Here is a 23,798-nt window from a genome sequence, read left to right on the forward strand (position 1 = left end):
CCGGGCTCACCACAGCACAGGGAGTGCCCCGCAGTGTTCCCATCCCACCGCCCCCGCCGCCTGCGCACCACGCCGGCCATGCGCCGCCTGGTCAGCGAGACCACCGTGCGCCCGCGCCAGCTGGTCCTGCCCATGTTCGTCAAGGAAGGCGCGTCCGCGCCGACCGAGATCCAGAGCATGCCGGGCGTCTTCCAGCACACCCGCGAGTCGCTGCGCGAAGCCGCCGCGGCCGCGGTCGAGGCGGGGGTCGGCGGGATCATGCTGTTCGGCGTCCCGGCCGAGCGCGACGCCGTCGGCTCCGGCGCGACCGACCCGGACGGCATCCTCAACGCCGCCCTGCGCGACCTCCGCCACGACCTCGGCGACTCGACCGTCCTGATGTCGGACTGCTGCCTGGACGAGTTCACCGACCACGGCCACTGCGGCGTCCTGACCCCCGAGGGCGCCGTGGACAACGACGCCACCCTCGAGGTCTACGGCGAGATGGCGGTCGCCCAGGCCGAAGCGGGCGCGCACGTCGTCGGCCCGAGCGGGATGATGGACGGCCAGATCGGGTTCATCCGCGCCGCGCTGGACGAAGCGGGCCACACCGACACCGGTGTCCTCGCCTACAGCGCCAAGTACGCGTCCGCCCTCTACGGCCCGTTCCGCGACGCCGTCGAGTCCCAGCTCAAGGGCGACCGCAAGACCTACCAGCAGGACCCGGCCAACGCCAGGGAAGCGCTCCGCGAGGTCGCGCTCGACCTCGCCGAGGGCGCCGACATGGTCATGGTCAAGCCGGCGCTGCCCTACCTCGACGTCCTCAAGGCCGTCGCCGAGGTCTCCGACGTCCCGGTCGCGGCCTACCAGATCTCCGGTGAGTACGCGATGGTCGAGGCCGCCTCCCGCAACGGCTGGATCGACCGCGAGCGGACCGTGCTCGAGCTGCTCACGTCGATCCGCCGGGCCGGCGCGGACATCGTGCTCACCTACTGGGCGGTCGAGGCCGCGGGTTGGCTGGACCGGGAATGACGAACGCGCTGAACAGGCCGAGGCCGCCCAAGCCGCCCAGGCCGACCCCGCCCAAGCTGATCGACATCGCCCGCTGGCTGTTCATCCTCAGCGCCGCGGTCGGCGTGGTCCGGTTCATGGTGCAGTTGGCCGACCGGGAGATGCTGATCCGCGAGCTGCGCGTGCAGCAGCCGAACCTGAGCCAGGACGACCTGGACGCCGCCGCGACCGGCGGCGTCGTGTTCGGCCTGGTGATCGCGGTCGGCCTGATCCTCGTCTACACGCTGCTGGCGAACCGGATGGCCGGCGGCCGCAACTGGGCGCGGGTCGTGCTCACCGTCATCGCCGGCGCCGGGATCTTCCTCGGCGTGGTGCGGCTGGTCGCGGCGGCGTCCGGCTTCGCGGCGGCGTTCGGGCTGGCCGTCAGCGGCGTCGACCTGGTGTTCGGCGTGGTCACGATGCTGATCGACGCGACCGCCGTGGCGCTGATGTACCAGAGCTCCGCCTCCCGCTACTTCACCACCCGCCCCGCGCCGACCACCCCCTGACCCGCCGGTCCGCGCACCGGCGAGGTAGCAGGTCACAGGTCTGCAGCCACTGCCTGTCGCGGTGGACAACGACCTTGACCGGGCCCTAGCGTCTCGAAGCGTGACCACCCCACAGGACCCTGAGAACCGGCCTCCGCAGCAGCCGTACACGCCGCCGCAGCAGCCCTACACCCCGGCGCCGCCGCCGCTGAGCGAGTCGGAGCTGGCCCGATCCGGCGGGCAGCGGCCGGCCGTGCCGGAGCCGAAGGAAGTCCGCCTGTCCTTCTTCCTCTGGCTCGCGAGCGCGATCCTGCTCGTCGTGTCCTCCGTGCTCGTGCTCACCCAGCGCGAGACCGCCCTCGAAGAGGCGCGCAAGGCCCCGCCGACGCCCGGCATCACGGTGGAGCAGCTCGAGTCCACCGTCACCGCGATCCTGGTGTTCCTCGTGATCATCGGCATCGTGCTGGCCGGGCTGATGGTGTTGTTCGCCATGAAGGCCCGCGCGGGCCGCAACTGGGCGCGCATCGCGCTGACCGTGCTCGGCGCGGCGGTGTTCCTCTACCACCTGGTCGGGTTCTCGCTGGTCGGCCTCGTCATCGTGCTGGTCGTGGCCGCCGCCGTGGTGACCCTGTACCTGCCTGCCTCGAAGGCCTACTTCGACGCGGTGAAACGGGCCGGATGACCGGGCAGCCGCCCGCGGTGGTGCGCGGCGCGGTCGCCGTGTGGCTCGCCCTCGGCGTGTTCCTGCTGCTGGAGAACGTCGTGCTGTGGCTGCGCCGGGACGAGTTCGAAGACGCGGCGGCCCGCGCCGGCGACGACCCGGCCGCGGTGCCGGGCCTGCTGGCCCAGTTGACCGTGGTCGCGGTGGCCTTCACGGTCGGCTACGGCCTGTTCGGGTGGCTGCTGCGACAGGGCAGGCGGTGGTCGCGCGGTGTGCTCACCGGCGTGGCCGTGCTGCACGTGCTGTGGATCGTGCTGCCGGGCGCCAGCGCCGTGAACCTCGTGACGTTGCTGCTGATCGGTGTCGGTTTGGCGTTCACCTGGCTGCCCGGTACGGCACAGTGGGTGAAGCAGCACTGACCCCTGCGGAGAACCCCATGCCCGAACCGGACCCGTTCGCCTCGCCCTTCCACCACGTGGAGCTGCCGGGCCAGGGGCGGTCGAACACGCCCCTGCCGCCCGGCTTCCAGCTGCCCGCGCCCATGCCGCCGGTCGGCGCGGCCGACTTCGCGCCACGTCGCCCGGTCACCGCCACCGTCGCCTCGTGGAGCTGGATCGCGGGCGCGGTGCTGGTGGTGCTCGCGCTGCCCGGCCTGTTCTACACCGGGCTGGACGCGTTCGCCGACGACCTCGTGCGCGACTCCGCCGGCGAGACCGACGCGCTGACCAGGACCGAGGCGGAGGTGGCCGCCCGGCTGACACCGGTGCTGTTCGCGCTCGGGTTCGCGGTGCTGTCCGTGCCGTTCGTGATCGCCGCGGCCAAGCTGCGCTCGGGCCGGAACTGGGCGCGCATCCTGCTCACCGTCCTGGGCCTGCCCGTCGGCGCCTTCGGGGTCGTCGCGATGCTGGTGTTCGCCTCCGGCGTGACGTACGTGGACTGGGTGGTCGGCGTGGCGTGGTCGTGGGCGTTCCTCGGCGTCTGCGCGCTCGGCTTCGTGGCGATGTACCTGCCCGCTTCGAACGCGTACACCAGGTCGGTGACGAGATGACGCAGCCGCCGTTCGACCCGTACGGCGGGCAGCCGATGCGGCCCGTCGAGTACCCGCAGGCGGGCCCGCAACCGCCGTACCGGTCCCCGTACCCCGGCCAGATGCGCGACGTCGACCAGCACACCGCCGCGCTGGCCCGACCCACCGCCGTGGTCGTCTCGTTCGTCCTCTGGATCCTGACCGCCCTCTCCTGGCCGGTCGGGTCGGTCGCGCGCACGCTCGCGGAGGACGGCGCGATCACCGGCTTCGGGCCGGTCATGGCGTTGTTCACCAGCGCGTGCCTGGCCGTCGCGTGCGTCTGGGGCGCCGTGCTGCTCCTCGGCGGCAACTACCACGCGCGGCTCGGCCTGTGCGGCGGCGCGCTGGTCATCGGCGTCCTCGCCCTGGCCGCCGCGATCGTCGCGGCCCGCGACGGCGACACCGGCGCGCTCTCCTGGGTGGTGATCGTGCTGCGGCTCGCGCTGCCCGCCGCCGCGTCGGTGTTCAGCTTCCTGCCGGGCACGCGGCAGTACTTCTCCGGCAGCCAGGCCTAGCGCGGACCGAGGAGCAGCCGACCGTGGACCAGCCGACCCTGTACACCGAAGCGGGCACGTCCTGGTGGCCGCTGCTGTGGGGACCGGTGTTCGCCGTGCTCGGGTTCGGCGTCGAGGCGCTGACCGGCACCACCCGCCCCCTCCTGTGGTCCGGCGTCGCACTGCTCCTGCTCCTGCCCACCGCGCTGTGGGTGCAGGGCCGCCGTCGCCTGTTCGCCGTGCGCCTCACGCCCGTCGCCCTCCACCAGGGCCGCGAGGAGCTGCCGCTGCGGGACATCGACGAGGTCGAGGGCGTCGAGCCGAGGTCCGGCGCGAAGGTGCTCGGCGGCGGCTGGTCCCTGCCGCGCGGCACGGAAGCGGTGCCGATCCGGCTCACCGACGGCTCGGTGGTGATGGGCTGGGCACGTGACGCCGACGCGCTCCGGGCCGAGATCGCGAAGCTGCTGACCACACGTGGGTGACGAGCCGCGCGGGCATGAGAGGCTGACCGACGTGACTGCGGCCACCGTCGAGACCGAGACCGTGCCGGAACCCGAGCCCGAACCCGGCGCGCCGGCGCTGCACCAGCCGAAACGAGCGCTCATCGCGGTCGGCGAAGTGGTGCTCGTCGCACTGCTCGTGGCGCTCGCGGTGTGGTGCTGGAACCGGGGTGTCGTGCACTACAGCTACCCCGTGCCCGACCACCCGCCGCTCGAGTCCACCCGGTTGCGGGGCAACTGGATCGGCGCCTCCGTCGGCCTCGTCACGATCGCGGGCGTGCTGGTGCTCGACGCCGTGCGCCAGACCGTGCTCGCCGTGCGCACCCGTGGTCGGGAGCAGGTCGAAGAACCCGACGTGTGAGACTGGACGACGTGACAGCGACGCGATCCCAGGCACTGTTCGAGCGCGCGGCGGCGGTGATCCCCGGTGGCGTGAACTCCCCGGTGCGGGCTTTCCACTCGGTCGGCGGCACGCCGAGGTTCATGGTCCGCGGCGAGGGCCCGCACCTGTGGGACGCCGACGGCAACCGCTACGTCGACCTGGTGTCGTCGTGGGGCCCGATGATCCTCGGGCACGCCCACCCGGACGTGGTGCACGCCGTCCGCGAGGCGGCCGTGCACGGCCTGTCGTTCGGCACGCCCACCGAGGGCGAGATCGAGCTGGCCGAGGAGATCATCGACCGGGTCGCGCCGGTGCACCAGGTCCGCCTGGTCAACTCCGGCACCGAGGCCACCATGAGCGCGATCCGGCTGGCCCGCGGCTTCACCGGCCGCCGCAAGGTCGTCAAGTTCGCCGGCTGCTACCACGGCCACGTGGACGCGCTGCTCGCCCAGGCGGGCTCCGGCGTCGCCACGCTCGGCCTGCCCACCTCGCCCGGCGTCACCGGCGCGCAGGCCGCCGACACCCTCGTGCTGCCCTACAACGACGTCGAGGCCGTCAAGCAGGCCTTCGCCGAGCACCCGGACGAGATCGCCTGCGTGATCACCGAGGCCGCGGCGGGCAACATGGGCGCGATCGCGCCGAAGCACAACGCCGAGCTCAAGCAGCTCTGCCAGGACCACGGCGCGCTGCTGATCATGGACGAGGTCATGACCGGCTTCCGGGTGTCCCGCGCCGGCTGGTACGGCCTGGAGAACGTCGAGGGCGACCTCTACACGTTCGGCAAGGTCATGTCCGGCGGCCTGCCCGCGGCGGCGTTCGGCGGCCGGACCGACGTGATGTCGAAGCTCGCGCCCGCAGGCCCCGTCTACCAGGCGGGCACGCTGTCCGGTAACCCGGTCGCCGTGGCGGCGGGCCTGGCCACGCTGCGCGCCGCCACCGACGACGTCTACCGCACCCTCGACGCCAACGCCACGCGCCTGGGCGCGCTGTTCACCGCCGCCCTGACCGAAGCGGGCGTCGCGCACCGGGTCCAGTTCGCCGGCAACCTGGTCAGCGTGTTCTTCACCGACACCGAGGTCACCGACTACGCGGGCGCCCAGCGGGCCGAGACGTGGCGCTTCCCGGCGTTCTTCCACGCCCTGCTCGACCGCGGCGTGTACGCGCCGCCGAGCGCCTTCGAGGCGTGGTTCGTCAACGCGGCCATGACCGACGACGACTTCCAGGTCATCGCCGACGCCCTGCCGCACGCCGCCCGCGCCGCCGCGGGGGCGACCCAGTGAGCCGCACGGTCGTCCACCTGCTGCGGCACGGCGAGGTGCACAACCCCACCGGCATCCTCTACGGCCGCCTGCCGGGCTTCAAGCTGTCCGAACGGGGCCAGAAGCAGGCCCTGACCGTGGCCGAGCACCTGGCCGACCACGACATCGCGCACGTCGTGGCCTCGCCGCTGGACCGGGCGCAGCAGACCGCGTCCCCGATCGCCGACTCGCACCGGCTCGAACTGGACACCGACGACCGGCTCATCGAGGCGGACAACAAGTTCGAGGGCCTGAAGGTGGCCGTCGGCGACGGCGCGCTGCGCTCGCCCAAGCACTGGCCGAAGCTGGTCAACCCGTTCCGGCCGTCGTGGGGCGAGCCGTACCTGGCGATCGCGCACCGGATGCTCGGCGCGGTGCAGCGGGCCCGCTCGGTGGCCGAGGGCCACGAGGCCGTGTGCGTGTCGCACCAGCTCCCGATCTGGACGCTGCGGCGGTTCATGGAGGGCAAGCGGATGTGGCACGACCCGCGTCGCCGCGAGTGCTCGCTGGCGTCGTTGACCAGCCTCGTGTTCGAGGGCGAGCAGCTGGTGCGGGTGGTCTACACCGAGCCGGTCGGCGCCACGAACCCGAGGGTGACCGGGGCATGAGGGCTCGATCGGCGCTGGCCGGCCTCACCGCGGCGGTCCTGCTGGCCACCGGCTGCACGACCGGCGACGACGCGGTGGTGGCCGGGTCGGAGTTCCAGCTCGTCGCGCCCAACGGCGAGACGAAGCTGCGCTACGACGGCGACGAGCGCAAGGGCATCAAGGGGCTGACCGGCCCGAGCCTGATGGAGGACGGCAAGACGATCTCGCTGGAGGACTACGCGGGCAAGGTCGTCGTCGTCAACATCTGGGGCGCATGGTGCCCGCCGTGCCGGACCGAGGCGCCCGAGCTGCAGAAGGTGCAGGACGAGACCGGGCCGCTGGGCGTGCAGGTGCTGGGCGTGGACGTCAAGGAGAACTCGACGGAGTCGCCGCGGGACTTCATGATCAACCGGCAGTTGAGCTACCCGTCGATCTACGACGAGTCGGGTCGCGCGATGCTGTCCTTCCGCGGCCTGCCGCCGAACACCGTGCCGTCCACGTTCGTGCTGGACAAGCAGCACAGGGTGGCGGCGGCGTTCCTCGGCGGCGTGATCGCGTCCGACCTGGTCGGGCTGGTCGAGGAGCTGGCCGCGGAGTCCTGACGGGTCATCGCAGCTCGGGCACCTCGGCCTTGAACGCGTCGACCATCGCGTCCCGGCCGACGAGGTTGAACTCGCGGCCCAGCGTGCGCATGATCGAGTTCTCGGTCGGCCGGTACAGGCCGAGCCTGTGGTAGCGGGCGCCCTCGAACGCGCCGACCACGCCGCCGTCCGGCGACGCCTGGCCCAGGTAGGCCGACCACTTCGCGCCGGTCGGGTCCGCGGTCACGTTGACCTCGGTCGGCTCCGCGCCGCTGTACTGGTCGTACGGGTAGTCGTACTCGTCGGCCAGCTTGCCGATCGAGTGGCCGAGCTCGTGCACGGCGATCTGCCCGGCCTGGTCGTTCGCGCCCGCCGCGGTCGCCACGCCGCCGCCCGCGCCGCCGTACTTGGCCGTGTTGCCGAGCGCGATGACCTGGTCGGCCTGCGGCGCGAGCGCGCCGAACTGGCCCGCCTTGGTCTGGTTCACGCACAGCAGGCGTTCGGTCTGGGTGTCGCGGCCCTGGCACCAGAAGCCCATGTCGAGAGCCGTGTCGCGGGCCGTGCCCAGGGTCGGGTCGTGGTCCACGCCCGACTCGTTCGACACGACGTTGACCTGCCAGACGTTGAAGTACTGGCGGTAGGACTTGAACGGCTCGACGGCGGACAGCTCCGTCCACTTGCCCACCACGTGGTCGTGGAAGACGCCGATCTCGCCCGCCGTGTACCCGTCGCCGACGAAGACCAGGTCGAACCGCTGGTCGGGCGCGCCGGTCTCCTGGATGGCCACCACGTCGGCGGCCACGGCCCCGGGCGCGGCCCTGGTCTCGACGGCGACCGCCACCGGCGTCCGCGAGATCGTGCCGTCCGGTGAGAAGACCTCCACCCACTCCACGCCGGGGCCGTCGGACTCCGCGGCGCCGCCGGGCAGGGGAGCGGCGACGACGGCGAAGGCGACGGCCAGCGCGGGGAGGGTGAGCCGGTGTGCGCGCATGGCAATGACGCTATGGAGTTGCCCGCTAACCCACAAGAGTGGATGGTCGCGTTTAAACATTCACTGAGATGGGTAAAAGAGCCCCGCATCGACCCGCCCGGAGCGCCATCCGGACTACCACCGGCTTGTGATCTGGGTCGCCCATAAGGGATGCCGGTGGGAGCAGTCAAGTGGTCGATACCTACCCTGAACGACGTGAATCCGACCGATCTGGCCACCTCCGGCCCGATCCTGCTCGCGACCGGGGTGGCGGTCCTGGCCGGTGCGATCTCGTTCGCGTCGCCGTGCGTGGTCCCGCTCGTGCCCGGCTACCTCGCGTACCTCGCGGGCCTGGTCGGCGCGGAGGCGCCCGCGGTCCAGGACGACGAGGCGAGGAAGACCGGCCGCTGGCGGGTCGCGGGCGCGGCGCTGCTGTTCGTGCTCGGCTTCACGATCGTGTTCGCGCTGATGTCGTTCGTGGTGCTCGGGCTGACCGACCTGTTCTGGGTCCAGGGAGACCTGCTCCAGCGCGTCGGCGGCGTCATCACGATCGCCATGGGACTGGTGTTCATCGGGCTCGTCCCCGGCCTCCAGCGGGATGTCCGCCTGCACCGCGCGCCGCGCGCCGGCCTGCTCGGCGCGCCCCTGCTCGGCGGGGTGTTCGCGCTCGGCTGGACACCGTGCCTCGGCCCGACGCTGACGGGCGTGCTGGCGTTGACCCGCAGCACCGAGGTCGGCTCGGTCACCGCCCGCGGCGGGGTCCTCGTGCTCGCCTACTGCCTCGGCCTCGGCCTGCCGTTCATCCTGATCGCGCTCGGCGCGCGCTGGGCGGTCCGCACGACCGGCTGGCTGCGCTCGCACGTCCGCCAGGTGCAGGTGTTCGGCGGCGTGCTGCTGATGGCCGTCGGCGTGGCCCTGGTCACCGGCCTGTGGGGCGACTTCGTCGCCTGGCTGCGCGACGCCGTCGTCAACGACCTGAAACTGCCGTTGTAGTGCGCGCCCTCCTCGCCTTCCTGCGCAACACGTGGCGCGGCCTGACGGCCATGCGCACCGCGTTGACCCTGCTCTTCCTGCTCGCCCTCGGCGCGATGCCGGGCGCGCTGCTGCCGCAGCGCTCGCTGAACTCCTTCAAGGTCGACGAGTACATCGCCGACAACGGCTGGTGGGGCCGGCTCCTGGACCGGCTGCAGTTCTTCGACGTCTACGCGAGCTTCTGGTTCTCCGCGATCTACGTGCTGCTGTTCGTGTCCCTGGTGGGCTGCCTGCTGCCGCGCACGTGGGAGTACTTCAAGCAGATGCGGGCCAAGCCGGTGCTCACGCCGCGCAACCTGGCCCGCATGCCGCACCACGCGTCGGCCGACACGACCTCGTCGCCCGAGGCCGTCATCGAGCACGCCGAGCGCCGGCTCAAGGGCTGGCGGACCGTCACCCGCGACGAGCCGGACGGCGCCCGCACGATCAGCGCCGAACGCGGGTTCCTCCGCGAGACCGGCAACCTGGTGTTCCACTTCTCCCTGCTCGGCCTGCTGGTCGCGTTCGCGCTGGGCAAGATGTTCGGCTACGAGGGCCAGGTCATCGTGCAGGCCAACGGCGGCCAGTTCTGCAACTCGGGCGTCTACAACTACGACACGTTCCGCCCCGGCCTGCGCGTGGACGGCACGCAGCTCAACCAGTTCTGCGTGCGGGTCGACGACTTCGACGCCACGTTCCTGCACAACGGCCAGGCCGAGAGCTTCCGCGCGGACATCCACTACCAGTCCGGCGCGGACCTGGAGACCGGCGACTGGCGGCCGTACCCGCTGGAGGTCAACAGCCCGCTGCGCACCGCGGGCGACCGGCTCTACCTGCTCGGCCACGGCTACACGCCGCTGTTCACGGTGACGTTCCCCAACGGCGAGACCCGCACCGGCGCGACCCAGTGGCGCCCGGTGAACCAGGTCACGCTCGCCTCGGAGGGCGCCACGAAGTTCGACCCGCCGAACGTGCCGGACGCCGAGCAGCGCCGCAAGAGCCAGCTCGCGATCACCGGCCTGCTCGCGCCGACCGCCGTCTTCCAGGGCGAGCTGCTCGACTCCGCGTTCCCCGCCGCGAACGACCCGGCGGTCGCGATCGACGTCTACCGCGGCGACCTCGGCACCGACTCCGGTCGCGGCCAGTCCATCTTCTCGATCGACCAGAAGATGGTGCAGGACGGCAAGCTGACGAAGGTCGTCCGGCAGAACCTCGAGCAGGGCGAGGAGCTGACCCTCGACGACGGCACCGTGATCCGCTTCGACGGCGTCCGCGACTGGGTGTCGTTGCAGGTGTCCCACGACCCGACGCAGGTGTGGGTGCTCGTGTTCTCGGTGCTGGTCATCCTGGGTCTGGCCGTCTCGCTGAGCATCAAGCGCCGCCGCGTCTGGGTGCGGGCCGCACCGGGGGAGGACGGGCGTACGGTTGTCGAGGTCGGCGGCCTCGCGCGCACTGATCAAGCCGGGTACGGCGAGGAGTTCACGGTGCTGGCCCGTGATCTGGTCATCTCCCGCGACCTGCTCGCCCACAAGGAGGAGAGCTGATGCCGGTCAACACGGCGCTGGCGACCTACAGCGACTGGACCTACGGCGCGGCCGTGGCGATCTACTTCCTCGCCGCCGTGCTGTACCTGTGCGAGGCGGCGTTCGCCCGGCCCGCCAAGACCCGCGAACTGGCCGGAGCCGCCGTCGTGTCGGGCGGCACGCAGGCCGACGGCACGTGGACGCCCGGCCGGGTCGCCAAGCCGGAGCGGTCCCGCGCCGAACGCCTCGGTCGCATGGGCGTGGCGCTGACCGTCCTCGGCGCGCTGCTGCAGACCTCTTCCCTGGTGCTGCGCGGGTTCGCGACCGAGCGCGCGCCGTGGGGCAACATGTACGAGTACGGCTCGCTGCTCACGCTGGCCGCCGTCGTGACGTGGCTCGTGCTGTCGCGCACGTTCGACGTCCGCAAGCTCGGCGGCTTCGTGCTCGTGCCGATCGTGATCCTGATGTTCCTCGGCGGCACCGTGCTCTACGCCGACGCCGCGCCCGTGCAGCCCGCGTTGCAGTCGTACTGGCTCGTGGTGCACGTGTCGGTGATCTCGGTGTCCAGCGGCGTGCTGCTGGTGCCCGGCGTGGCCAGCGTGCTGTACCTGCTGAAGACCTCCGGCCGGGCGCGGTTCACCAGGCTGCCCGACGCCGACGTGCTCGACCGGCTCGCCTACCGCAGCACGGTGTTCGCGTTCCCGCTGTTCACCATCGGCATCATCTGCGGCGCGATCTGGGCCGAGGCGGCGTGGGGCCGGTTCTGGGGCTGGGACCCGAAGGAGACCGTGGCGTTCGTCTCGTGGGTCGTCTTCGCGGCCTACCTGCACGCGCGGGCGACGGCGGGGTGGCGCGGCAGGCCCGCCGCGTGGATCAACTCGCTCGGCTTCGCGCTGACCGTGTTCAACCTGTTCTTCATCAACCTCGTAACGACTGGGATGCACTCGTACGCGGGCGTCGGCTGATGCCGTAGACCACGTGTTACGCGGTGTTCGCGGGCCCGTTCGCGAGGCTCGGGTGAGCGAGCACCCAGTGTCGTGGAACCACTGGTGGCCGACTACCGTCGGACGCGTGGGGTCGGGGAGGTCTCGATCCGCTTCGCTCAGGGAGGACCCCAGCGGTGACCGGTCGCTACGAGAATCCTGAGCCGTCGTGGCAGCAGCCGGCCGGAGCGGACGGGCAGCAGCCCAACCCGAACCAGTCGGGCGGCTACCAGGTCGAGCCGGGATCGGGTGCCCACTACGTCGACCCCCAGACCGTCTACCTCGACCCGGCGCAGTCCGGTCCGGTGACCGGCCCCCCGTCGGGCGGGTTCCCGGCGCAGGGCCACCCGTCCGGCCCGTACCCGGCGCAGGGTCAGCAGTCGGGCCCCTACCCGGTGTCGGGCCAGCAGTCCGGGCCGTACCAGGTCTCCGGGCAGCAGTCCGGCGCGTACCAGGTGTCCGGGCAGCAGTCCGGCGCCTACCAGGTCCAGGGCGGCCAGTCGGGCCCGTACCCGGTGTCGGGCGGCCAGTCGGGCGCCTACCAGGTCTCCGGCGGCCAGTCCGGCCCGTACCCCGGCCAGCCGGGGCCGAACCAGTCGGGACCGCACCAGTACCAGGGCGGGTTCCCCAACAACTTCCCGCAGAGCGTCCAGCCGCAGCAGCCGCAACCCCAGCGGCCGGCCAACGCCAGCGACGTGTCCTCGCAGCAGCTGATCAAGCGCGCGAAGCGCCCGCCGCAGTCCGGTTGGCGCAAGACCGTGCACTCGGTCACCGGCGGTCTGGTCAACCTCGGCGAGAGCCCCGCGGACGTCCGCAGGCGTGAGCTGATCGGCCGGATCAACCAGCCGCTGCGCGGTTGCTACAAGATCGCCATGCTGAGCCTCAAGGGCGGCGTCGGCAAGACCACGACGACGACCACGCTCGGCTCCACCTTCTCCTCGCTGCGCGGCGACCGGGTCATCGCGGTGGACGCCAACCCCGACCGCGGCACGCTGGCGCTGAAGGTGCCCAGGGAGACCACGGCGACCGTGCGGCACCTGCTGCGCGATGCCTCGAAGATCACCCGGTACAGCGACGTGCGCGCGTACACCTCGCAGTCGCCCAGCCGGCTCGAGGTGCTGGCGTCGGAGCAGGACCCGGCGGTGTCGGAGGCGTTCAGCGACCTCGACTACCTGCGCACGATGGGGCTGCTGGAGCTCTTCTACAACATCGTGCTCACCGACTGCGGCACCGGCTTGATGCACTCGGCCATGAAGGGCGTGCTCGACCAGGCCGACTCGCTGGTGCTGGTGTCCTCGGGCTCGGTGGACGGCGCGCAGACCTCGGCGGCGACGCTGGACTGGCTGGACGCCCACGGCTACCGCGACCTGGTCGCGAAGTCCGTCGCGGTGATCAACTCGGTGCGGCCGGGCTCGGGCAAGGTCGACCTGGACAAGCTGGCCGCGCACTTCGCCCAGCGCTGTCGCGCCGTGGTGCGGATCCCGTTCGACACTCACCTGGAAGAGGGCGCGGAGATCGAGCTGGACAAGCTCGCCCCGGACACCCGGCTCGCGCTGCTGGAACTCGCCGCCACCGTGGCCGACGACTTCCCGAACAACTGACACGACGAGCCACCGACACGACGAGGGGGCCTCGTTCGAGGCCCCGCCGTTGTCACTCTTCGTCGTCCGGCTTCTTCTTGCGCTGCTCACCGAGCTTGCGCAGGAAGTCCGGGTCGTCGTCCGGCGCCACGATCCGACGACTGGGGGCGGTATCGACCCGGTTCGGCCCGAACGCACGCCACAGCAGCACGGCGATGGTGAGCGCACCGATCACCGCGAGCAGGTAGAGCATGGTCGCCACCTCCTTTGCCACGAGATTACCCGTGTCGCGGAGGTGCACGTCGTCAGTGCCGAACCGGCTCCGTCGCTTCCGTGGTCAGCTGGGACAACAGCTGCTGCACCTCGGACTCCCGGAACCTCCGGTGCCCACCCGGCGTGCGGATCGACCCGATCCGACCCGCGGTGGCCCAGCGGGTGACCGTCTTCGGGTCGACCCGGAACAAGTTCGCGACCTCACCCGGTGTCAGCAGGCGTTCCCCCTGGTGTCCCTGCGTCACGGTCACGGCATCCTCCCCGATGGCGAACAGACGTACCGGACGCATCGTGGCACCCCACCCATCGGGTACTCGAACGCTTGGGTGATGGTAAAGAGGTAGTAAGGGACGAAGCGCGCGGTTCGGACATCGAGGTCGGTGGGCCTACGCTGTGACCGGTGGACGCTCTTGATCGACAGATCATCGCCGCCCTGCGGGAGAACGGCCGGGCCACCTACGCCGACCTGGGGCGCAAGGTGGGCCTCTCGGCCTCCGCGGTGCACGAACGGGTCGGCAAGCTGGAAGCCACCGGCGTGATCGTCGGCTATCACGCGGTGGTCGACCCGAGCGCCGTCGGCCTCGGCGTGACCGCGCTGGTCAGCATCCACCCCACCGACACCGCGGACGACGACGAGCTGGCCGTCGCGCTGGCCGAGCTGGTCGAGGTCGAGTCGTGCTACCGGGTGGCGGGCGACGAGTCGTTCATCGTGAAGGTGCGGGTCGCCACGGTGGACGACCTGGAGCGCTCGCTCGGCCGGTTGCGGCGCATCCAGGGCGTCGCGCGCACGCGCACCACGGTCGTGCTGTCCACCCGGTTCGAGGGCCGTCCGAACACCGCGGCAGCCGGTCCCGCGACTGATTGACCCGATGGGCAGCGTAACCTGGGTAACCGTGCACCTGGGTCGTGATGTGACGCTCTACGTCGGCGCGCGCCTCGGCATGGTCGCCGCGGTCACCGCGCTGCTCGTGCTCGTCAACGTGCCGTTGCTGGTCGCGCTCGCCGTGGGCGTGGTGGTGGCGCTGCCGCTGTCGCTGTTCGTGTTCGGCGGGCTGCGCAAGCGGGTCGCGCTGGGCCTGGAGGAGAAGCAGGCCGCGCGCCGCGCCGAACGCGAGAAGCTGCGCGCCCAGTTGCGCGGCGACGCCGCCTAGCGCCTCACACCACCAGCAGGATCGCCCCGCCGAGGTTGGCCAGCACCATCACGGCCAGCACCGCGCCGATGTTCGTGCTCTCGCGCAGCCGCAGGGCCAGTGCCAACGGGCCGATCGGCAGCGCCACCGGCTTGCGCTCCCGGTTCGCGATGCGGAACGCGCCGAACGCCACGCCGAGCGGGTTCAGGCCCAGCTCCCGCGCGCCCTCGACGTCGGCGCGCCACTGCTCCAGGTAACGGTCCCTTTGCCCGCGCGGTAGCAGCACGGCGGCGGCCGTGACCACGGCCAGTGCGAGTCGGGTCGTGAGTCTGCTCATCGGGCGACCTCCGGTCGGGTGACGGGCTTGGACTTCCGCTGCCGGCCGGCGGCCTTCGCGCACACCTTGACCGCCTCCTGGGCGCCTCCGGGCGTGAGCACGTACATCCGGCGGCGCGGGCCGCGGCGTTCGCTGTCGTCGTCCCACGCCGAGGTGACCCACCCGGCCCGTTCGAGGCGGTCGAGCAGCGGGTAGACGCTGCCGGACGGGCGTCCGGTCAGCTTGATGATCTCCAGGCCCCAGCGCGGCTGGTCACTGCCGAGCAGCACCCCCAGCACGTCCACCGTGGCCCCTCCGATGCGTCCGAGCGGTTCCACGAGTCAAGCCTACCTATATAGATTAAGGGTTGTCCACCACCTTCGGCACACCGGCCCCGCGGCGAATCGGCACGGGATCTCCGCCGCGAATTGGCACGGTCCCCCGGCCGTGCCGTGGCTACTGTTCGACCCGTGCAACGACGATTCCTCGGACGTACCGGGCTCGAGGTCAGCGAGCTCGCGCTCGGCACCATGACCTTCGGCGACCAGACCGACGAGCCGACCGCCCACCGGATCCTCGACGAGTTCACCGCCGCCGGCGGCACCTTCATCGACACCGCCGACACGTACCGGTTCGGCGGTTCGGAGCAGATCATCGGCCGCTGGCTGAGCTCGCACAACCGCGACGACCTGGTGATCGCCACCAAGGCGTACGGGGAGATGGCCGCCGGAGCGCCGGTGAACGGCGCCGGCCGCAAGCACCTGATCCGGGCCGTCGAGGCGAGCCTCGTACGGCTGGGCACCGACTACCTCGACCTGTACCAGATCCACGTCTTCGACGACGCCACCCCGATCGAGGAGACGCTGTCCACCCTCGACCGGCTGGTCGGCAGCGGCAAGGTGCGATTCGTCGGCGCCAGCAACTACACCGGGTGGCAGTTGCAGAAGTCGATCGACCTCGCTCGTCAGCACGGCTGGGAGCCGTTCGTCAGCCTGCAACCGCTCTACAACCTGCTCGACCGCGACGCGGAGCTCGAACTGCTGCCGATCTGCCGCAACGAGGGCCTCGGCCTGATCCCGTGGAGCCCGCTCGGCGGCGGCCGGCTGACCGGCAAGTACACCCGGGAGATGACCGAGGCCCCGGCCGGCACCAGGCTGGCAGACCGGCGGCAGTCGCCGCAGGACGGCGCGACCGGGTTCACCTGGCAGGTCGTGGAGGCGGTCTCGGCCGTCGCCGCCGAGGTCGGGAGGACGCCGTCCCAGGTCGCCTTGCGCTGGCTGCTCGACCAGCCCGGTGTGACGAGCCCGATCATCGGGGTCCGGACGCCGGACCAGCTCGTGGACGACCTCGGCGCCACCGGCTGGTCACTGGACGACACCCGGCTGGCGCGCTTGACCGAGGTCAGCAGCCGACCGTTGCCCTACCCGTACGCCTTGCAGCGCCTGCCCCGGTTCGTGCGCCGGCCGTCCTGATCGGATCCCGGCCCGGCCGTCCGGTCACCGCGCGAACGCGGCCGCCGCGTCGTCGGCCAGCCGCTCGATCACGTCGCGCAGCTCCAGCACCTCCAGCCAGTGCTCCGGGATGGCCTCGACGCCGTCGCGCGCACCGAGCAGGTTGCCGCACAGCGCGCCGGTCGAGTCGCTGTCACCCGAGTGGTTGACCGCGAGCAGGAGCCCGTCGGCCAGGTCACGTGCGGCCAACGCGGTCAGCACCGCAATCGCCAGCGCCTCCTCGCCGACCCAACCGCCGCCCAACGCCGTCTCGATCACCTCGGGCGTCGGCCGCACGCCGCCGACGCCCAGCTCGACGGCCAGGTCCAGCAGGGCCAGCTGCTCCTCGTGGCCGTCCCACCTGATCAGCTCGGCGCGGGCCACCTCGATCGCGGGCGGCAGCGGCACGCCCGCCAGCACCTGCTGCACCAGCACGGCCAGCACACCCGCGGACAGGTAGCCGCTGGGGTGGCCGTGGGTCAGCGCGCCGGTCGCGGCGGCCAGGTCGAACACCTCGCGCACCTCGTCGGACCACAACGCCACCGGCGCCGCCCGCATCACCGCGCCGCAGCCCTTGGAGTCGTTGATCGGCGCGTCCACCGTGCCGAGCACGCCCGAGCGCAACGCGGTCAGGCACGTGTTGCCGGGCGCCCGCCGGTCGTGCAGCTCGGGCACGTCCAGCAGCCACCCGTCCGGTCTGACCTCCGGGCCGCCCTGCGTCCGCAGCCACCGCGCGTACGCCACGCGCACCTCGTGCACCGGGTCGCTGTCACGCTTGCGGGCCAGCAGCAGGCCTTCCAGCGTGAACAGGGTCATCTGCGTGTCGTCGGTGATCGCGCCGAGCCGGCCGTAGGCGGGCGCGTAGTCGGTGAGGCCCGACGGACCGAACCGGCCCCGGATGCGGTCGATCCGGTCGAACTCGATCGAACCGCCGAGCGCGTCGCCGACCGCGCCGGCGAGGAGGCTGCCGCGGAGTGGGCCGATCGGAAGTGAGGTCACGTCGCAGAAGTTATCGTGCCGGCGTGACGACTTCGGTAGACCGATGTAGCTCCCGGACCAGGGAATGGGTGTGCGAGGCCGTCCGCATCATCGAAGCGGACGCCAACCGCAGCGCCGACACGCACCTGCTGCACTTCCCCCTCCCGCCGGAGTGGGGCATCGACCTGTACTTGAAGGACGAGTCGACCCACCCCACCGGCTCGCTCAAGCACCGGCTCGCCCGCTCGCTGTTCCTGTACGCGATCTGCAACGGCTGGGTGGTCGGCGGCACGCCCGTGATCGAGGCGTCGTCCGGCTCCACGGCGGTGTCGGAGGCGTACTTCGCGCGCCTGCTCGGGTTGCCGTTCATCGCGGTGATGCCCCGTTCCACCAGCCAGGAGAAGGTGGCGCTGATCGAGCGCCAGGGCGGGCGGTGCCACTTCGTCGACGAGCCGGGCGCGATCTACGACGAGTCCCGGCGGCTCGCGGCCGAGCTGGGCGGGCACTTCATGGACCAGTTCACGCACGCCGAGCGGGCGACGGACTGGCGCGGCAACAACAACATCGCCGAGTCGGTGTTCCAGCAGATGGCGCTGGAGTCCGCGCCCGAGCCGGAGTGGGTCGTCGTGGGCGCGGGCACGGGCGGCACGAGCGCGACCATCGGCCGCTACATCCACTACCGGAAGCTGCGGACCCGGCTGGCCGTGGTGGACCCGGAGCACTCGGTGTTCTTCGACGCGTGGCGCGACGGGAGCCCGTCGTTGACCGGGACGCGTGGCTCGCGCATCGAGGGCATCGGGCGACCACGGGTGGAGCCGTCGTTCATCGGCACCGTGATCGACCGGATGATCAAGGTGCCGGACGCGGCGTCGGTGGCGACGATCCGGCACGTGGAGGACGTGCTCGGGCGGCGTGTGGGCGGGTCGACCGGCACGAACCTGTGGGGCGCGTTCCAGCTGATCGCCGAGATGCGGGCCTCGCGGCTGCGCGGGAGCGTCGTGACGTTGCTGTGCGACGGCGGCGAGCGCTACGCGCACACGTACTACGACGACGAGTGGGTCGCCGCGCAGGGCATGGACCTGGAGCCGCACCGGGCCACGTTGGAGAGGTTCCGCTCGACCGGTATGTGGAGCCGGTGATTCTTGCTTTCATGGGAACGCGCGGCGCGTGCCGTGCGTCGCAGCGGGGATCGGCGCGTGGGAAGGGGTGTGCGGTGAGCGCGTGGCGGACGGCGGAGGTGCTCACGGCGGAGGACGTGCTGGCCAGGTCCGTCGCCGACGCGGACAAGGCGATGCGCGAGGCGGCGAAGCTGCGGTACCCGCAGCGCGAGCCCTCGGCCGACGACGTGCGCCGGGTGATGCAGTACGCGAAGTCGAACGCGGCGACGCCGGAGCTGCAGGCGTTGCAGCGCCGGATCGCGGGCGGCTACCTGAGCTGGCGCCAGGTGCTCATGGGCGAGGCCGCCGACGACCGCGGCGTGAAGGCGGCGCTGGAGGCGGACCGCGAAGCCCTGGCGGCCCTGTGCCGCGGCGAGGAACCACGCGTCGAACCGCCGAAGCCCAAGCCGCGGGACGACGACGAGCCGATGACGTTCACCGAGGACGCCTGGTGACGAGGTCCTCGTCGGTGATCGGGCGGACCGCTCGGCACGGCGTCCCGACCGCGACCACCATGGGCGGGATGTCCCGGCTGACCACGCTGCCGGCGCCGATGACCGCCCCGTAGCCGATCCGGACGCCCGGCAGCACGACGGAGTTGCTGCCGATCCACACCTTGTCCTCGATGACGATCGGTTCCGAGAACCGCGCGAAGTCGACGCGCCGGTGCGGGTGGACGGGGTGCCCCGTCGTGGTCAGCGTCACGCTCGGGGCGATCATGACCCCGTCCCCGACGCGGATGTCGACGTCGTCGACGAACGCGAGGTTGACGTTGCCGAAGAAGTCGTCGCCGATGTGGACGTTGCTCCCGAAGCCGGCGCTGAACGGCGGGAGCAGCACGGTGCGCTCGCCGACCGAACCGAGGATCGCGACGAGCAGCGACCTCCGCTTGTCGGCGTCACCCGGCGGGGTGTGGTTGTACTCGAAGATCAGGTCGGTCCGTCGCCGCGGGGCCTGGAACGCGGCCTCGGACTCGGTGTAGACCAGGCCTCGCCGGATCCGGTCCGAGACCTCCTGCTTGTCACTGCCGGACACCTCGGCGCTCCCTTCCCCGGATCAGCCCAGCACCAGCGCGACGGGCACGGCGATGCCCCACACCAGCATGGCCAGGCCCGTGTCGCGCAGCACGGGGATCAGGTCGCGGCCCTTGCCGCCGTTCAGCACCCGTCGCGCGCCCAGCACGACGAGCGGCAGGGCCAGGAAGCCGATCAGGGCCAGCGGCACGCGCAGGCCGATCGCCAGCGTGATCAGGAACGGGATCGAGACCAGGGCCAGGTAGAGCCGGCGGGAGTCGCGGTCGCCCAGGGTGGACGCCAGCGTGCGCTTGCCCGCCTGGATGTCGGTCGGGATGTCGCGCAGGCTGTTCGCGATCATCACGCCGGTCGAGAAGGCGCCCATCGCGACCGCGCCGCCGATGCCGATGCCGGTGACCTCGCCGGTCTGCACGTACAGCGTGCCGAGCACCGCCGCGGGCCCGAAGAACAGGAACACGGCCAGCTCGCCGAGGCCCGAGTACCCGTACGGCTTGCGGCCACCGGTGTAGAACCACGCCGCCGCGATGCACACCGCGCCGAACGCCACCATCCAGTACCGGCCCGACAGCACCACCAGCACCAGGCCCGCCACCGCGGCCACGCCCAGCGCGGCGAACGCCGCCGTGCGCACTGCCCGCGGGTCGGCGGCACCCGACCCGACCAGCCGGAACGGGCCGACGCGGTTCGCGTCCGTGCCCCGGATGCCGTCGGAGTAGTCGTTGGCGTAGTTCACGCCGACCTGCAACGCCACCGCCACCACGAGCGCCAGCGCCGCCCGGGTCAGGTCGAAGCCGTCGATGTGGTGCGCGGCGCCCGCGCCGACGAGCACCGGCGCGATCGAGTTCGGCAGCGTGCGGGGGCGGGTCCCCGATACCCACTGGGCGACTGTGGCCATGCCGGACATCCTCCGACATGGTGAACGGGGACCCGCTCCCGGGTGGTCGCGTGATCAGCAGGCGGTGGCGCCCGACACGCCCGACACGTACGCCCGGGCGACGAACTTGCCCGCCGCGATCCGGAACCAGATGTTCGAGGTGCCCTGCGAGCCCGTCACCGACTGGCCGGTGACCTGGCACTCGACCCGCACCTGGGCGTAGTTCGCGGCCAAGCCGACCTGGGAGGCCGTCGAGGTCGCGCCGCTGCGCACGTTCAGCGGGTCGCCGGCGGTGCGGATGAAGCCCGCCGGGCCCGAACCCGTCCACTGGTAGGTGACGGTGACCCACGCGTTGTCGGTCAGCTTCAGGCCGTCCCAGAACGTGCCGTCGGCCAGGTCGATGCCCGCCGGGTTGGCCACGGTGCGGCCGAACTGGTCCTTGCCGCCGTTGTAGCCGTCCTGGTACGCGGCCTGCGCCTCGGGCTTGCCCTGGGGCAGGTCCTTCCACATCTCGCGGGTGGCCGAGGGGTTCCAGTAGTCGTCCTTGGTGTTCCACGGGCCGACGTCCCACACCGGCGCCCACTCGCAGCGGCCGTTCGACGCGCACACCCGCACGCTGTACGTGCCGGTGCCCTTGGCGGACAGGCCGCGCCGCGACGGCAGGGCGGCGAAGTGGTCGCGGCTGACGATCACGTGCCCGTTCGCCGTCGTGCCGCCGACCAGGCCCTCACGGGTCGCGTAGACCCGGTAGGACAGGCCCGCGGCCTGCGCCCCGACCTCCGGCGCGGCGACCGTCGTGAACGCGCGGAGGTCCACCCGGCTCACCTCGGGCGAGGCCTTCTCGGCCGTGAGCGCCAACCGGACCTGCACGGTGGTGACGAAGGTCGGCAGCACGGCGGGCGCGTCGGGGCGCGCCTCGACCCACTCGGTCCACTGCTCGTCGCCCACCGCGCCGCGCACGTCGACGGCGACTTCCGCGCCGGCGGGCACGCTGCTCCTCACGGTCGCGGCGACGGCGTTGACCGGCGCGTCGAACGTCCGCGGTTCGAGCTGCAGGAACCCGGTGCGGATGGCGGCCCGCGCGCTGGCGGGCGTCGGTGCGGCGCGGTCGAGCCGCACCGCGCCGTCGTGCGTCGTCACGCCGTTGTCGTCGGCGTCCACAGTGGACAGGTCGGCGCGCCACCCGACGTCGGACGCGGCGGCGGCGGGCGACGCGAGTCCGGCGGTCAGGACGGTGGCGACGGCGAGCGGTATCAGGTAGCGCCTGGTCATCGCAGCACTCCTCGTCCGGGTGCGCGGTGCGGTGGTGACCGCGGCAGGGCCGCGCGCCTCGGCGCTGCCGAGCCAATCGCCTGGCGTGGTTATCTGTCAACCAACAATCTCGCTAATAAGACAGAAACTCACCCAAACGAGCTAGCGACCGCCCTCCGATCCACCTTGCCGGGCCCGCGCAACGGCAGTTCCGCCACGTACACGACCCGCTTCGGCATGGCGAACCGCCCCACGACGTCGCCGACCGCCGCGCACAGCTCGTCCACGTCGGGCGGGTCATCCGGATTTTCCGGCACCACGGCTGCCGCCACCACCTGACCCCATTCGGGGTCGGCCAGCCCCACCACGCACGCCTCCCGCACGCCGGGCTGGGCCGTCAGCGCCCGTTCGACGCCGGCGGGCGCGATGTTCTCGCCGCCGCTGATGATCACGTCGTCGGCCCGGCCGAGCACCTCCACCGTGCCGTCGGCGCGGACGCGGCCGAGGTCGCCGGTGCGGAACCACTCCCCGAACGGCTCGCCGCCCTGGTAGCCCAGCGCCAGCACCGGGCCGCCGACCTCGATGCGGCCGTCGACCAGCCGCACGCGCACGCCGTCGAGCGGCAGCCCGTCGTAGACGCAGCCGCCGGACGTCTCGCTCATCCCGTAGGTGGTGACCACCCGGACGCCGAGCTCCCGCGAGCGTTCGAGCAGTGAAGGCGGGGTGGCCGCGCCGCCGATCAGCACGGCGTCGTACTGCCGGGCGGCGGCGAGCCCCGGGCCGTCGGTGGCGACCAGGCGGGCCAGCTGCGTCGGCACGAGGGCGGTGTAGTGGCGCCCCGGCGTGGCCAGCACCGGCCGGGACGCGACGGCGAAGTCGGCGGCGCGGAAACCGGGCGCCAGGTCCATCACGCCCGGCTCGACGCCCGCCACCACCGACCGCACCAGCACCTGGATGCCGGCGATGTGCGTGGTCGGCAGGGCCAGCAGCCACCGGCCGGGCCCGCCGAGGCGGGCGTGGGTCAGCTCGGCGGACGTCGTCAGCGCGTCCGCGCCGAGCAGCACGGTCTTCGGCTCGCCGGTGGAGCCCGACGTCGTGACCGCGAGCGCGGCGGCGGTCTCCCACCCGCGCAACGGCGGCAGGTCGCCGGGCTGCGCGATCACCGGGCCGCCACCGGAGGTCAGCGCGGCCCGCAGCAGGTCGAGGGTGACCATCAGTAGAAGTAGGGGTAGTCGGACCAGTCCGGCGGGCGCTTCTCCAGGAAGGCGTCCCGGCCCTCCACCGCCTCGTCGGTCATGTACGCCAGGCGCGTGGTCTCGCCCGCGAAGATCTGCTGCCCGACCAGGCCGTCGTCGATCAGGTTGAACGCGTACTTCAGCATCCGCTGCGCGGTCGGCGACTTGCCGTTGATCTCCTTGGCCCACTCCAGCGCCGTCGACTCCAGCTCGGCGTGCGGCACGACCGCGTTCACCGCGCCCATCTGCCGCATGTCCTCGGCGGTGTAGGCCCGGCCGAGGAAGAAGATCTCGCGGGCGAACTTCTGGCCGACCTGCCTGGCCAGGTACGCCGAGCCGTAGCCACCGTCGAAGCTGCCGACGTCGGCGTCGGTCTGCTTGAACTTCGCGTGCTCGGCGCTGGCCAGCGTGAGGTCGCACACCACGTGCAGGCTGTGGCCGCCGCCGGCCGCCCAGCCGGGCACGACCGCGATGACGACCTTCGGCATGAACCGGATCAGGCGCTGGCACTCCAGGATGTGCAGCCTGCCCGCGCGGGCCGGGTCGATGGTCTCCGCGGTCTCGCCCGACGCGTACTGGTAACCGCTGCGCCCGCGGATGCGCTGGTCGCCGCCCGAGCAGAAGGCCCAGCCGCCGTCCCGCGGGGACGGGCCGTTGCCGGTGAGCAGGACGCAGCCGACGTCCGAGCTCATCCGGGCGTGGTCCAGCGCGCGGTACAGCTCGTCGACCGTGTGGGGCCGGAACGCGTTGCGCACCTCGGGCCGGTCGAACGCGATGCGCACCGTGCCCTGGTCGACCGCGCGGTGGTAGGTGATGTCGGTGAAGTCGAACCCCTCGACCGGCTTCCAGCGGGCGGGGTCGAACAGCTCGGAAACGTCCTGATCTGCCACGGCAGGGACAATAGGCC

30 protein-coding genes and 2 pseudogenes are annotated in these 23,798 nt (G+C 72.1%); 20 read left to right on the top strand and 12 right to left on the bottom strand.

Annotated features, from left to right (window positions below; genetic code table 11):
• Positions 1–33: 33 nt before the first annotated feature.
• From hemB to LNK82_RS08520, 11 genes are all read left to right on the top strand, one after another.
• Complete coding sequence (hemB, locus tag LNK82_RS08470) at positions 34–1,011, top strand: porphobilinogen synthase (protein ID WP_230566385.1); 978 nt, start codon at positions 34–36, stop codon at positions 1,009–1,011.
• Positions 1,008–1,538 (top strand): hypothetical protein, encoded by a 531-nt coding sequence (locus LNK82_RS08475; RefSeq protein ID WP_230566386.1) that lies wholly within the window; start codon positions 1,008–1,010, stop codon positions 1,536–1,538. The genes hemB and LNK82_RS08475 overlap by 4 nt, the downstream gene beginning before the upstream one ends.
• 100 nt (positions 1,539–1,638) lie before the next feature.
• Positions 1,639–2,199: a hypothetical protein gene (locus tag LNK82_RS08480; protein WP_230566387.1), complete on the top strand. Its 561-nt coding sequence runs from the start codon at positions 1,639–1,641 to the stop codon at positions 2,197–2,199.
• Positions 2,196–2,597 carry a hypothetical protein gene (locus LNK82_RS08485; RefSeq protein ID WP_230566388.1) on the top strand — a complete coding sequence of 134 codons (402 nt, stop codon included), beginning with the start codon at positions 2,196–2,198 and terminating at the stop codon, positions 2,595–2,597. The genes LNK82_RS08480 and LNK82_RS08485 overlap by 4 nt, the downstream gene beginning before the upstream one ends.
• Before the next feature lie 17 nt (positions 2,598–2,614).
• Positions 2,615–3,226 carry a hypothetical protein gene (locus LNK82_RS08490; RefSeq protein WP_230566389.1) on the top strand — a complete coding sequence of 204 codons (612 nt, stop codon included), beginning with the start codon at positions 2,615–2,617 and terminating at the stop codon, positions 3,224–3,226.
• On the top strand, positions 3,223–3,759 hold the full coding sequence (locus tag LNK82_RS08495; protein ID WP_230566390.1) for a hypothetical protein: 537 nt from the start codon (positions 3,223–3,225) through the stop codon (positions 3,757–3,759). Before LNK82_RS08490 ends, LNK82_RS08495 begins: the two co-directional genes overlap by 4 nt.
• Before the next feature lie 23 nt (positions 3,760–3,782).
• Positions 3,783–4,220, top strand: coding sequence for a transport-regulating membrane protein Mce1N (gene mce1N, locus LNK82_RS08500; protein WP_230566391.1), 438 nt, complete (start codon positions 3,783–3,785; stop codon positions 4,218–4,220).
• 31 nt (positions 4,221–4,251) lie between these two features.
• Complete coding sequence (locus tag LNK82_RS08505; protein ID WP_230566392.1) at positions 4,252–4,599, top strand: hypothetical protein; 348 nt, start codon at positions 4,252–4,254, stop codon at positions 4,597–4,599.
• A gap of 11 nt (positions 4,600–4,610) precedes the next feature.
• Positions 4,611–5,900, top strand: a complete 1,290-nt coding sequence (gene hemL / locus LNK82_RS08510) for a glutamate-1-semialdehyde 2,1-aminomutase (RefSeq protein WP_230566393.1) — start codon at positions 4,611–4,613, stop codon at positions 5,898–5,900.
• Entirely contained in the window at positions 5,897–6,526 is a 630-nt protein-coding gene (locus LNK82_RS08515) for a histidine phosphatase family protein (RefSeq protein ID WP_230566394.1), read from the top strand. Before hemL ends, LNK82_RS08515 begins: the two co-directional genes overlap by 4 nt.
• Positions 6,523–7,107 (top strand): TlpA disulfide reductase family protein, encoded by a 585-nt coding sequence (locus tag LNK82_RS08520; protein WP_230566395.1) that lies wholly within the window; start codon positions 6,523–6,525, stop codon positions 7,105–7,107. Before LNK82_RS08515 ends, LNK82_RS08520 begins: the two co-directional genes overlap by 4 nt.
• Before the next feature lie 4 nt (positions 7,108–7,111).
• Here the strand turns inward: LNK82_RS08520 and LNK82_RS08525 are convergent, their stop codons facing one another.
• The gene (locus tag LNK82_RS08525; protein ID WP_230566396.1) at positions 7,112–8,077 is read right to left on the bottom strand and encodes a M64 family metallopeptidase; all 966 of its coding nucleotides are present in this window, start codon (positions 8,075–8,077) and stop codon (positions 7,112–7,114) included.
• A 186-nt stretch (positions 8,078–8,263) separates the two neighbouring features.
• Here LNK82_RS08525 and LNK82_RS08530 point away from each other — a divergent pair, with 186 nt between their 5' ends.
• The 4 genes from LNK82_RS08530 to LNK82_RS47620 all read left to right on the top strand — a co-directional run bounded on the left by LNK82_RS08530 (position 8,264) and on the right by LNK82_RS47620 (position 13,174).
• Complete coding sequence (locus LNK82_RS08530) at positions 8,264–9,049, top strand: cytochrome c biogenesis CcdA family protein (RefSeq protein WP_230566535.1); 786 nt, start codon at positions 8,264–8,266, stop codon at positions 9,047–9,049.
• Positions 9,049–10,611, top strand: a complete 1,563-nt coding sequence (resB, locus tag LNK82_RS08535) for a cytochrome c biogenesis protein ResB (RefSeq protein ID WP_372470438.1) — start codon at positions 9,049–9,051, stop codon at positions 10,609–10,611. Before LNK82_RS08530 ends, resB begins: the two co-directional genes overlap by 1 nt.
• Positions 10,611–11,555 carry a c-type cytochrome biogenesis protein CcsB gene (gene ccsB / locus LNK82_RS08540; protein ID WP_230566397.1) on the top strand — a complete coding sequence of 315 codons (945 nt, stop codon included), beginning with the start codon at positions 10,611–10,613 and terminating at the stop codon, positions 11,553–11,555. The genes resB and ccsB overlap by 1 nt, the downstream gene beginning before the upstream one ends.
• Before the next feature lie 155 nt (positions 11,556–11,710).
• Positions 11,711–13,174 (top strand): nucleotide-binding protein, encoded by a 1,464-nt coding sequence (locus LNK82_RS47620; protein WP_230566398.1) that lies wholly within the window; start codon positions 11,711–11,713, stop codon positions 13,172–13,174.
• Positions 13,175–13,226: 52 nt separating this feature from the next.
• Here LNK82_RS47620 and LNK82_RS08550 read toward each other — a convergent pair whose 3' ends face one another.
• Together LNK82_RS08550 and LNK82_RS08555 are read right to left on the bottom strand one after the other, a co-directional pair.
• Positions 13,227–13,406, bottom strand: coding sequence for a hypothetical protein (locus tag LNK82_RS08550; protein WP_053715371.1), 180 nt, complete (start codon positions 13,404–13,406; stop codon positions 13,227–13,229).
• Between the two features lie 52 nt (positions 13,407–13,458).
• Positions 13,459–13,677, bottom strand: coding sequence for a BldC family transcriptional regulator (locus LNK82_RS08555; RefSeq protein ID WP_241828460.1), 219 nt, complete (start codon positions 13,675–13,677; stop codon positions 13,459–13,461).
• Positions 13,678–13,826: 149 nt separating this feature from the next.
• Between LNK82_RS08555 and LNK82_RS08560 the strand changes: the two genes are divergently transcribed.
• Both LNK82_RS08560 and LNK82_RS08565 read left to right on the top strand, forming a co-directional pair.
• Positions 13,827–14,291, top strand: a complete 465-nt coding sequence (locus LNK82_RS08560; protein WP_230566399.1) for an Lrp/AsnC family transcriptional regulator — start codon at positions 13,827–13,829, stop codon at positions 14,289–14,291.
• A gap of 4 nt (positions 14,292–14,295) precedes the next feature.
• Positions 14,296–14,577, top strand: a complete 282-nt coding sequence (locus LNK82_RS08565; protein ID WP_230566400.1) for a DUF4229 domain-containing protein — start codon at positions 14,296–14,298, stop codon at positions 14,575–14,577.
• 4 nt (positions 14,578–14,581) lie between these two features.
• On the opposite strand, the gene LNK82_RS08570 is transcribed toward LNK82_RS08565, so the two are convergent.
• Together LNK82_RS08570 and LNK82_RS08575 are read right to left on the bottom strand one after the other, a co-directional pair.
• On the bottom strand, positions 14,582–14,893 hold the full coding sequence (locus tag LNK82_RS08570) for a hypothetical protein (protein WP_230566401.1): 312 nt from the start codon (positions 14,891–14,893) through the stop codon (positions 14,582–14,584).
• Complete coding sequence (locus LNK82_RS08575) at positions 14,890–15,210, bottom strand: PadR family transcriptional regulator (protein ID WP_230566402.1); 321 nt, start codon at positions 15,208–15,210, stop codon at positions 14,890–14,892. Before LNK82_RS08575 ends, LNK82_RS08570 begins: the two co-directional genes overlap by 4 nt.
• Before the next feature lie 132 nt (positions 15,211–15,342).
• Between LNK82_RS08575 and LNK82_RS08580 the strand changes: the two genes are divergently transcribed.
• Complete coding sequence (locus LNK82_RS08580) at positions 15,343–16,344, top strand: aldo/keto reductase (protein ID WP_230566403.1); 1,002 nt, start codon at positions 15,343–15,345, stop codon at positions 16,342–16,344.
• Between the two features lie 24 nt (positions 16,345–16,368).
• Here the strand turns inward: LNK82_RS08580 and LNK82_RS08585 are convergent, their stop codons facing one another.
• On the bottom strand, positions 16,369–17,361 hold the full coding sequence (locus LNK82_RS08585) for an ADP-ribosylglycohydrolase family protein (RefSeq protein ID WP_230566404.1): 993 nt from the start codon (positions 17,359–17,361) through the stop codon (positions 16,369–16,371).
• 68 nt (positions 17,362–17,429) lie between these two features.
• On the opposite strand from LNK82_RS08585, the gene cds1 reads away from it, so the two are divergent.
• Positions 17,430–18,479 (top strand): L-cysteine desulfhydrase Cds1, encoded by a 1,050-nt coding sequence (gene cds1, locus LNK82_RS08590; protein WP_230566405.1) that lies wholly within the window; start codon positions 17,430–17,432, stop codon positions 18,477–18,479.
• A 74-nt stretch (positions 18,480–18,553) separates the two neighbouring features.
• Positions 18,554–18,952, top strand: a complete 399-nt coding sequence (locus tag LNK82_RS08595; RefSeq protein WP_230566406.1) for a hypothetical protein — start codon at positions 18,554–18,556, stop codon at positions 18,950–18,952.
• A 69-nt stretch (positions 18,953–19,021) separates the two neighbouring features.
• Here LNK82_RS08595 and LNK82_RS48230 read toward each other — a convergent pair.
• The 6 genes and pseudogenes from LNK82_RS48230 to LNK82_RS08620 form a co-directional block, all read right to left on the bottom strand.
• Positions 19,022–19,112: pseudogene (locus tag LNK82_RS48230) on the bottom strand (DapH/DapD/GlmU-related protein); the annotation flags it as partial.
• Positions 19,113–19,358: 246 nt separating this feature from the next.
• Positions 19,359–19,532 (bottom strand): annotated as a pseudogene (locus tag LNK82_RS48235) (maltose acetyltransferase domain-containing protein); the annotation flags it as partial.
• A gap of 21 nt (positions 19,533–19,553) precedes the next feature.
• Positions 19,554–20,426, bottom strand: coding sequence for a 1,4-dihydroxy-2-naphthoate polyprenyltransferase (locus LNK82_RS08605; RefSeq protein WP_230566408.1), 873 nt, complete (start codon positions 20,424–20,426; stop codon positions 19,554–19,556).
• Positions 20,427–20,480: 54 nt separating this feature from the next.
• A complete protein-coding gene (locus LNK82_RS08610; RefSeq protein ID WP_230566409.1) occupies positions 20,481–21,677 on the bottom strand; it encodes a DUF8814 domain-containing protein in 1,197 nt (398 codons plus the stop codon).
• A 128-nt stretch (positions 21,678–21,805) separates the two neighbouring features.
• Positions 21,806–22,870 (bottom strand): o-succinylbenzoate--CoA ligase, encoded by a 1,065-nt coding sequence (menE, locus tag LNK82_RS08615; protein WP_230566410.1) that lies wholly within the window; start codon positions 22,868–22,870, stop codon positions 21,806–21,808.
• Positions 22,870–23,781, bottom strand: coding sequence for a 1,4-dihydroxy-2-naphthoyl-CoA synthase (locus LNK82_RS08620; protein ID WP_230566411.1), 912 nt, complete (start codon positions 23,779–23,781; stop codon positions 22,870–22,872). The genes menE and LNK82_RS08620 overlap by 1 nt, the downstream gene beginning before the upstream one ends.
• Positions 23,782–23,798 lie beyond the last annotated feature (17 nt).

It is taken from the genome of Saccharothrix luteola (assembly GCF_020859565.1).
In the GTDB taxonomy this organism is placed as follows: Bacteria; Actinomycetota; Actinomycetes; order Mycobacteriales; family Pseudonocardiaceae; genus Actinosynnema; species Actinosynnema luteola.

Excerpts from the sequence above, each read along its gene's own strand:
- LNK82_RS08520 (WP_230566395.1), top strand. The coding sequence starts at position 6,523 with ATGAGGGCTCGATCGGCGCTGGCCGGCCTCACCGCGGCGGTCCTGCTG.
- LNK82_RS08605 (WP_230566408.1), bottom strand. The coding sequence starts at position 20,426 with ATGGCCACAGTCGCCCAGTGGGTATCGGGGACCCGCCCCCGCACGCTG.
- LNK82_RS08485 (WP_230566388.1), top strand. The coding sequence starts at position 2,196 with ATGACCGGGCAGCCGCCCGCGGTGGTGCGCGGCGCGGTCGCCGTGTGG.
- LNK82_RS08565 (WP_230566400.1), top strand. The coding sequence starts at position 14,296 with ATGGGCAGCGTAACCTGGGTAACCGTGCACCTGGGTCGTGATGTGACG.
- LNK82_RS08525 (WP_230566396.1), bottom strand. The coding sequence starts at position 8,077 with ATGCGCGCACACCGGCTCACCCTCCCCGCGCTGGCCGTCGCCTTCGCC.
- menE (WP_230566410.1), bottom strand. The coding sequence starts at position 22,870 with ATGGTCACCCTCGACCTGCTGCGGGCCGCGCTGACCTCCGGTGGCGGC.
- LNK82_RS08570 (WP_230566401.1), bottom strand. The coding sequence starts at position 14,893 with ATGAGCAGACTCACGACCCGACTCGCACTGGCCGTGGTCACGGCCGCC.
- LNK82_RS08490 (WP_230566389.1), top strand. The coding sequence starts at position 2,615 with ATGCCCGAACCGGACCCGTTCGCCTCGCCCTTCCACCACGTGGAGCTG.
- LNK82_RS08550 (WP_053715371.1), bottom strand. The coding sequence starts at position 13,406 with ATGCTCTACCTGCTCGCGGTGATCGGTGCGCTCACCATCGCCGTGCTG.
- LNK82_RS08495 (WP_230566390.1), top strand. The coding sequence starts at position 3,223 with ATGACGCAGCCGCCGTTCGACCCGTACGGCGGGCAGCCGATGCGGCCC.
- ccsB (WP_230566397.1), top strand. The coding sequence starts at position 10,611 with ATGCCGGTCAACACGGCGCTGGCGACCTACAGCGACTGGACCTACGGC.
- LNK82_RS08610 (WP_230566409.1), bottom strand. The coding sequence starts at position 21,677 with ATGACCAGGCGCTACCTGATACCGCTCGCCGTCGCCACCGTCCTGACC.
- LNK82_RS08475 (WP_230566386.1), top strand. The coding sequence starts at position 1,008 with ATGACGAACGCGCTGAACAGGCCGAGGCCGCCCAAGCCGCCCAGGCCG.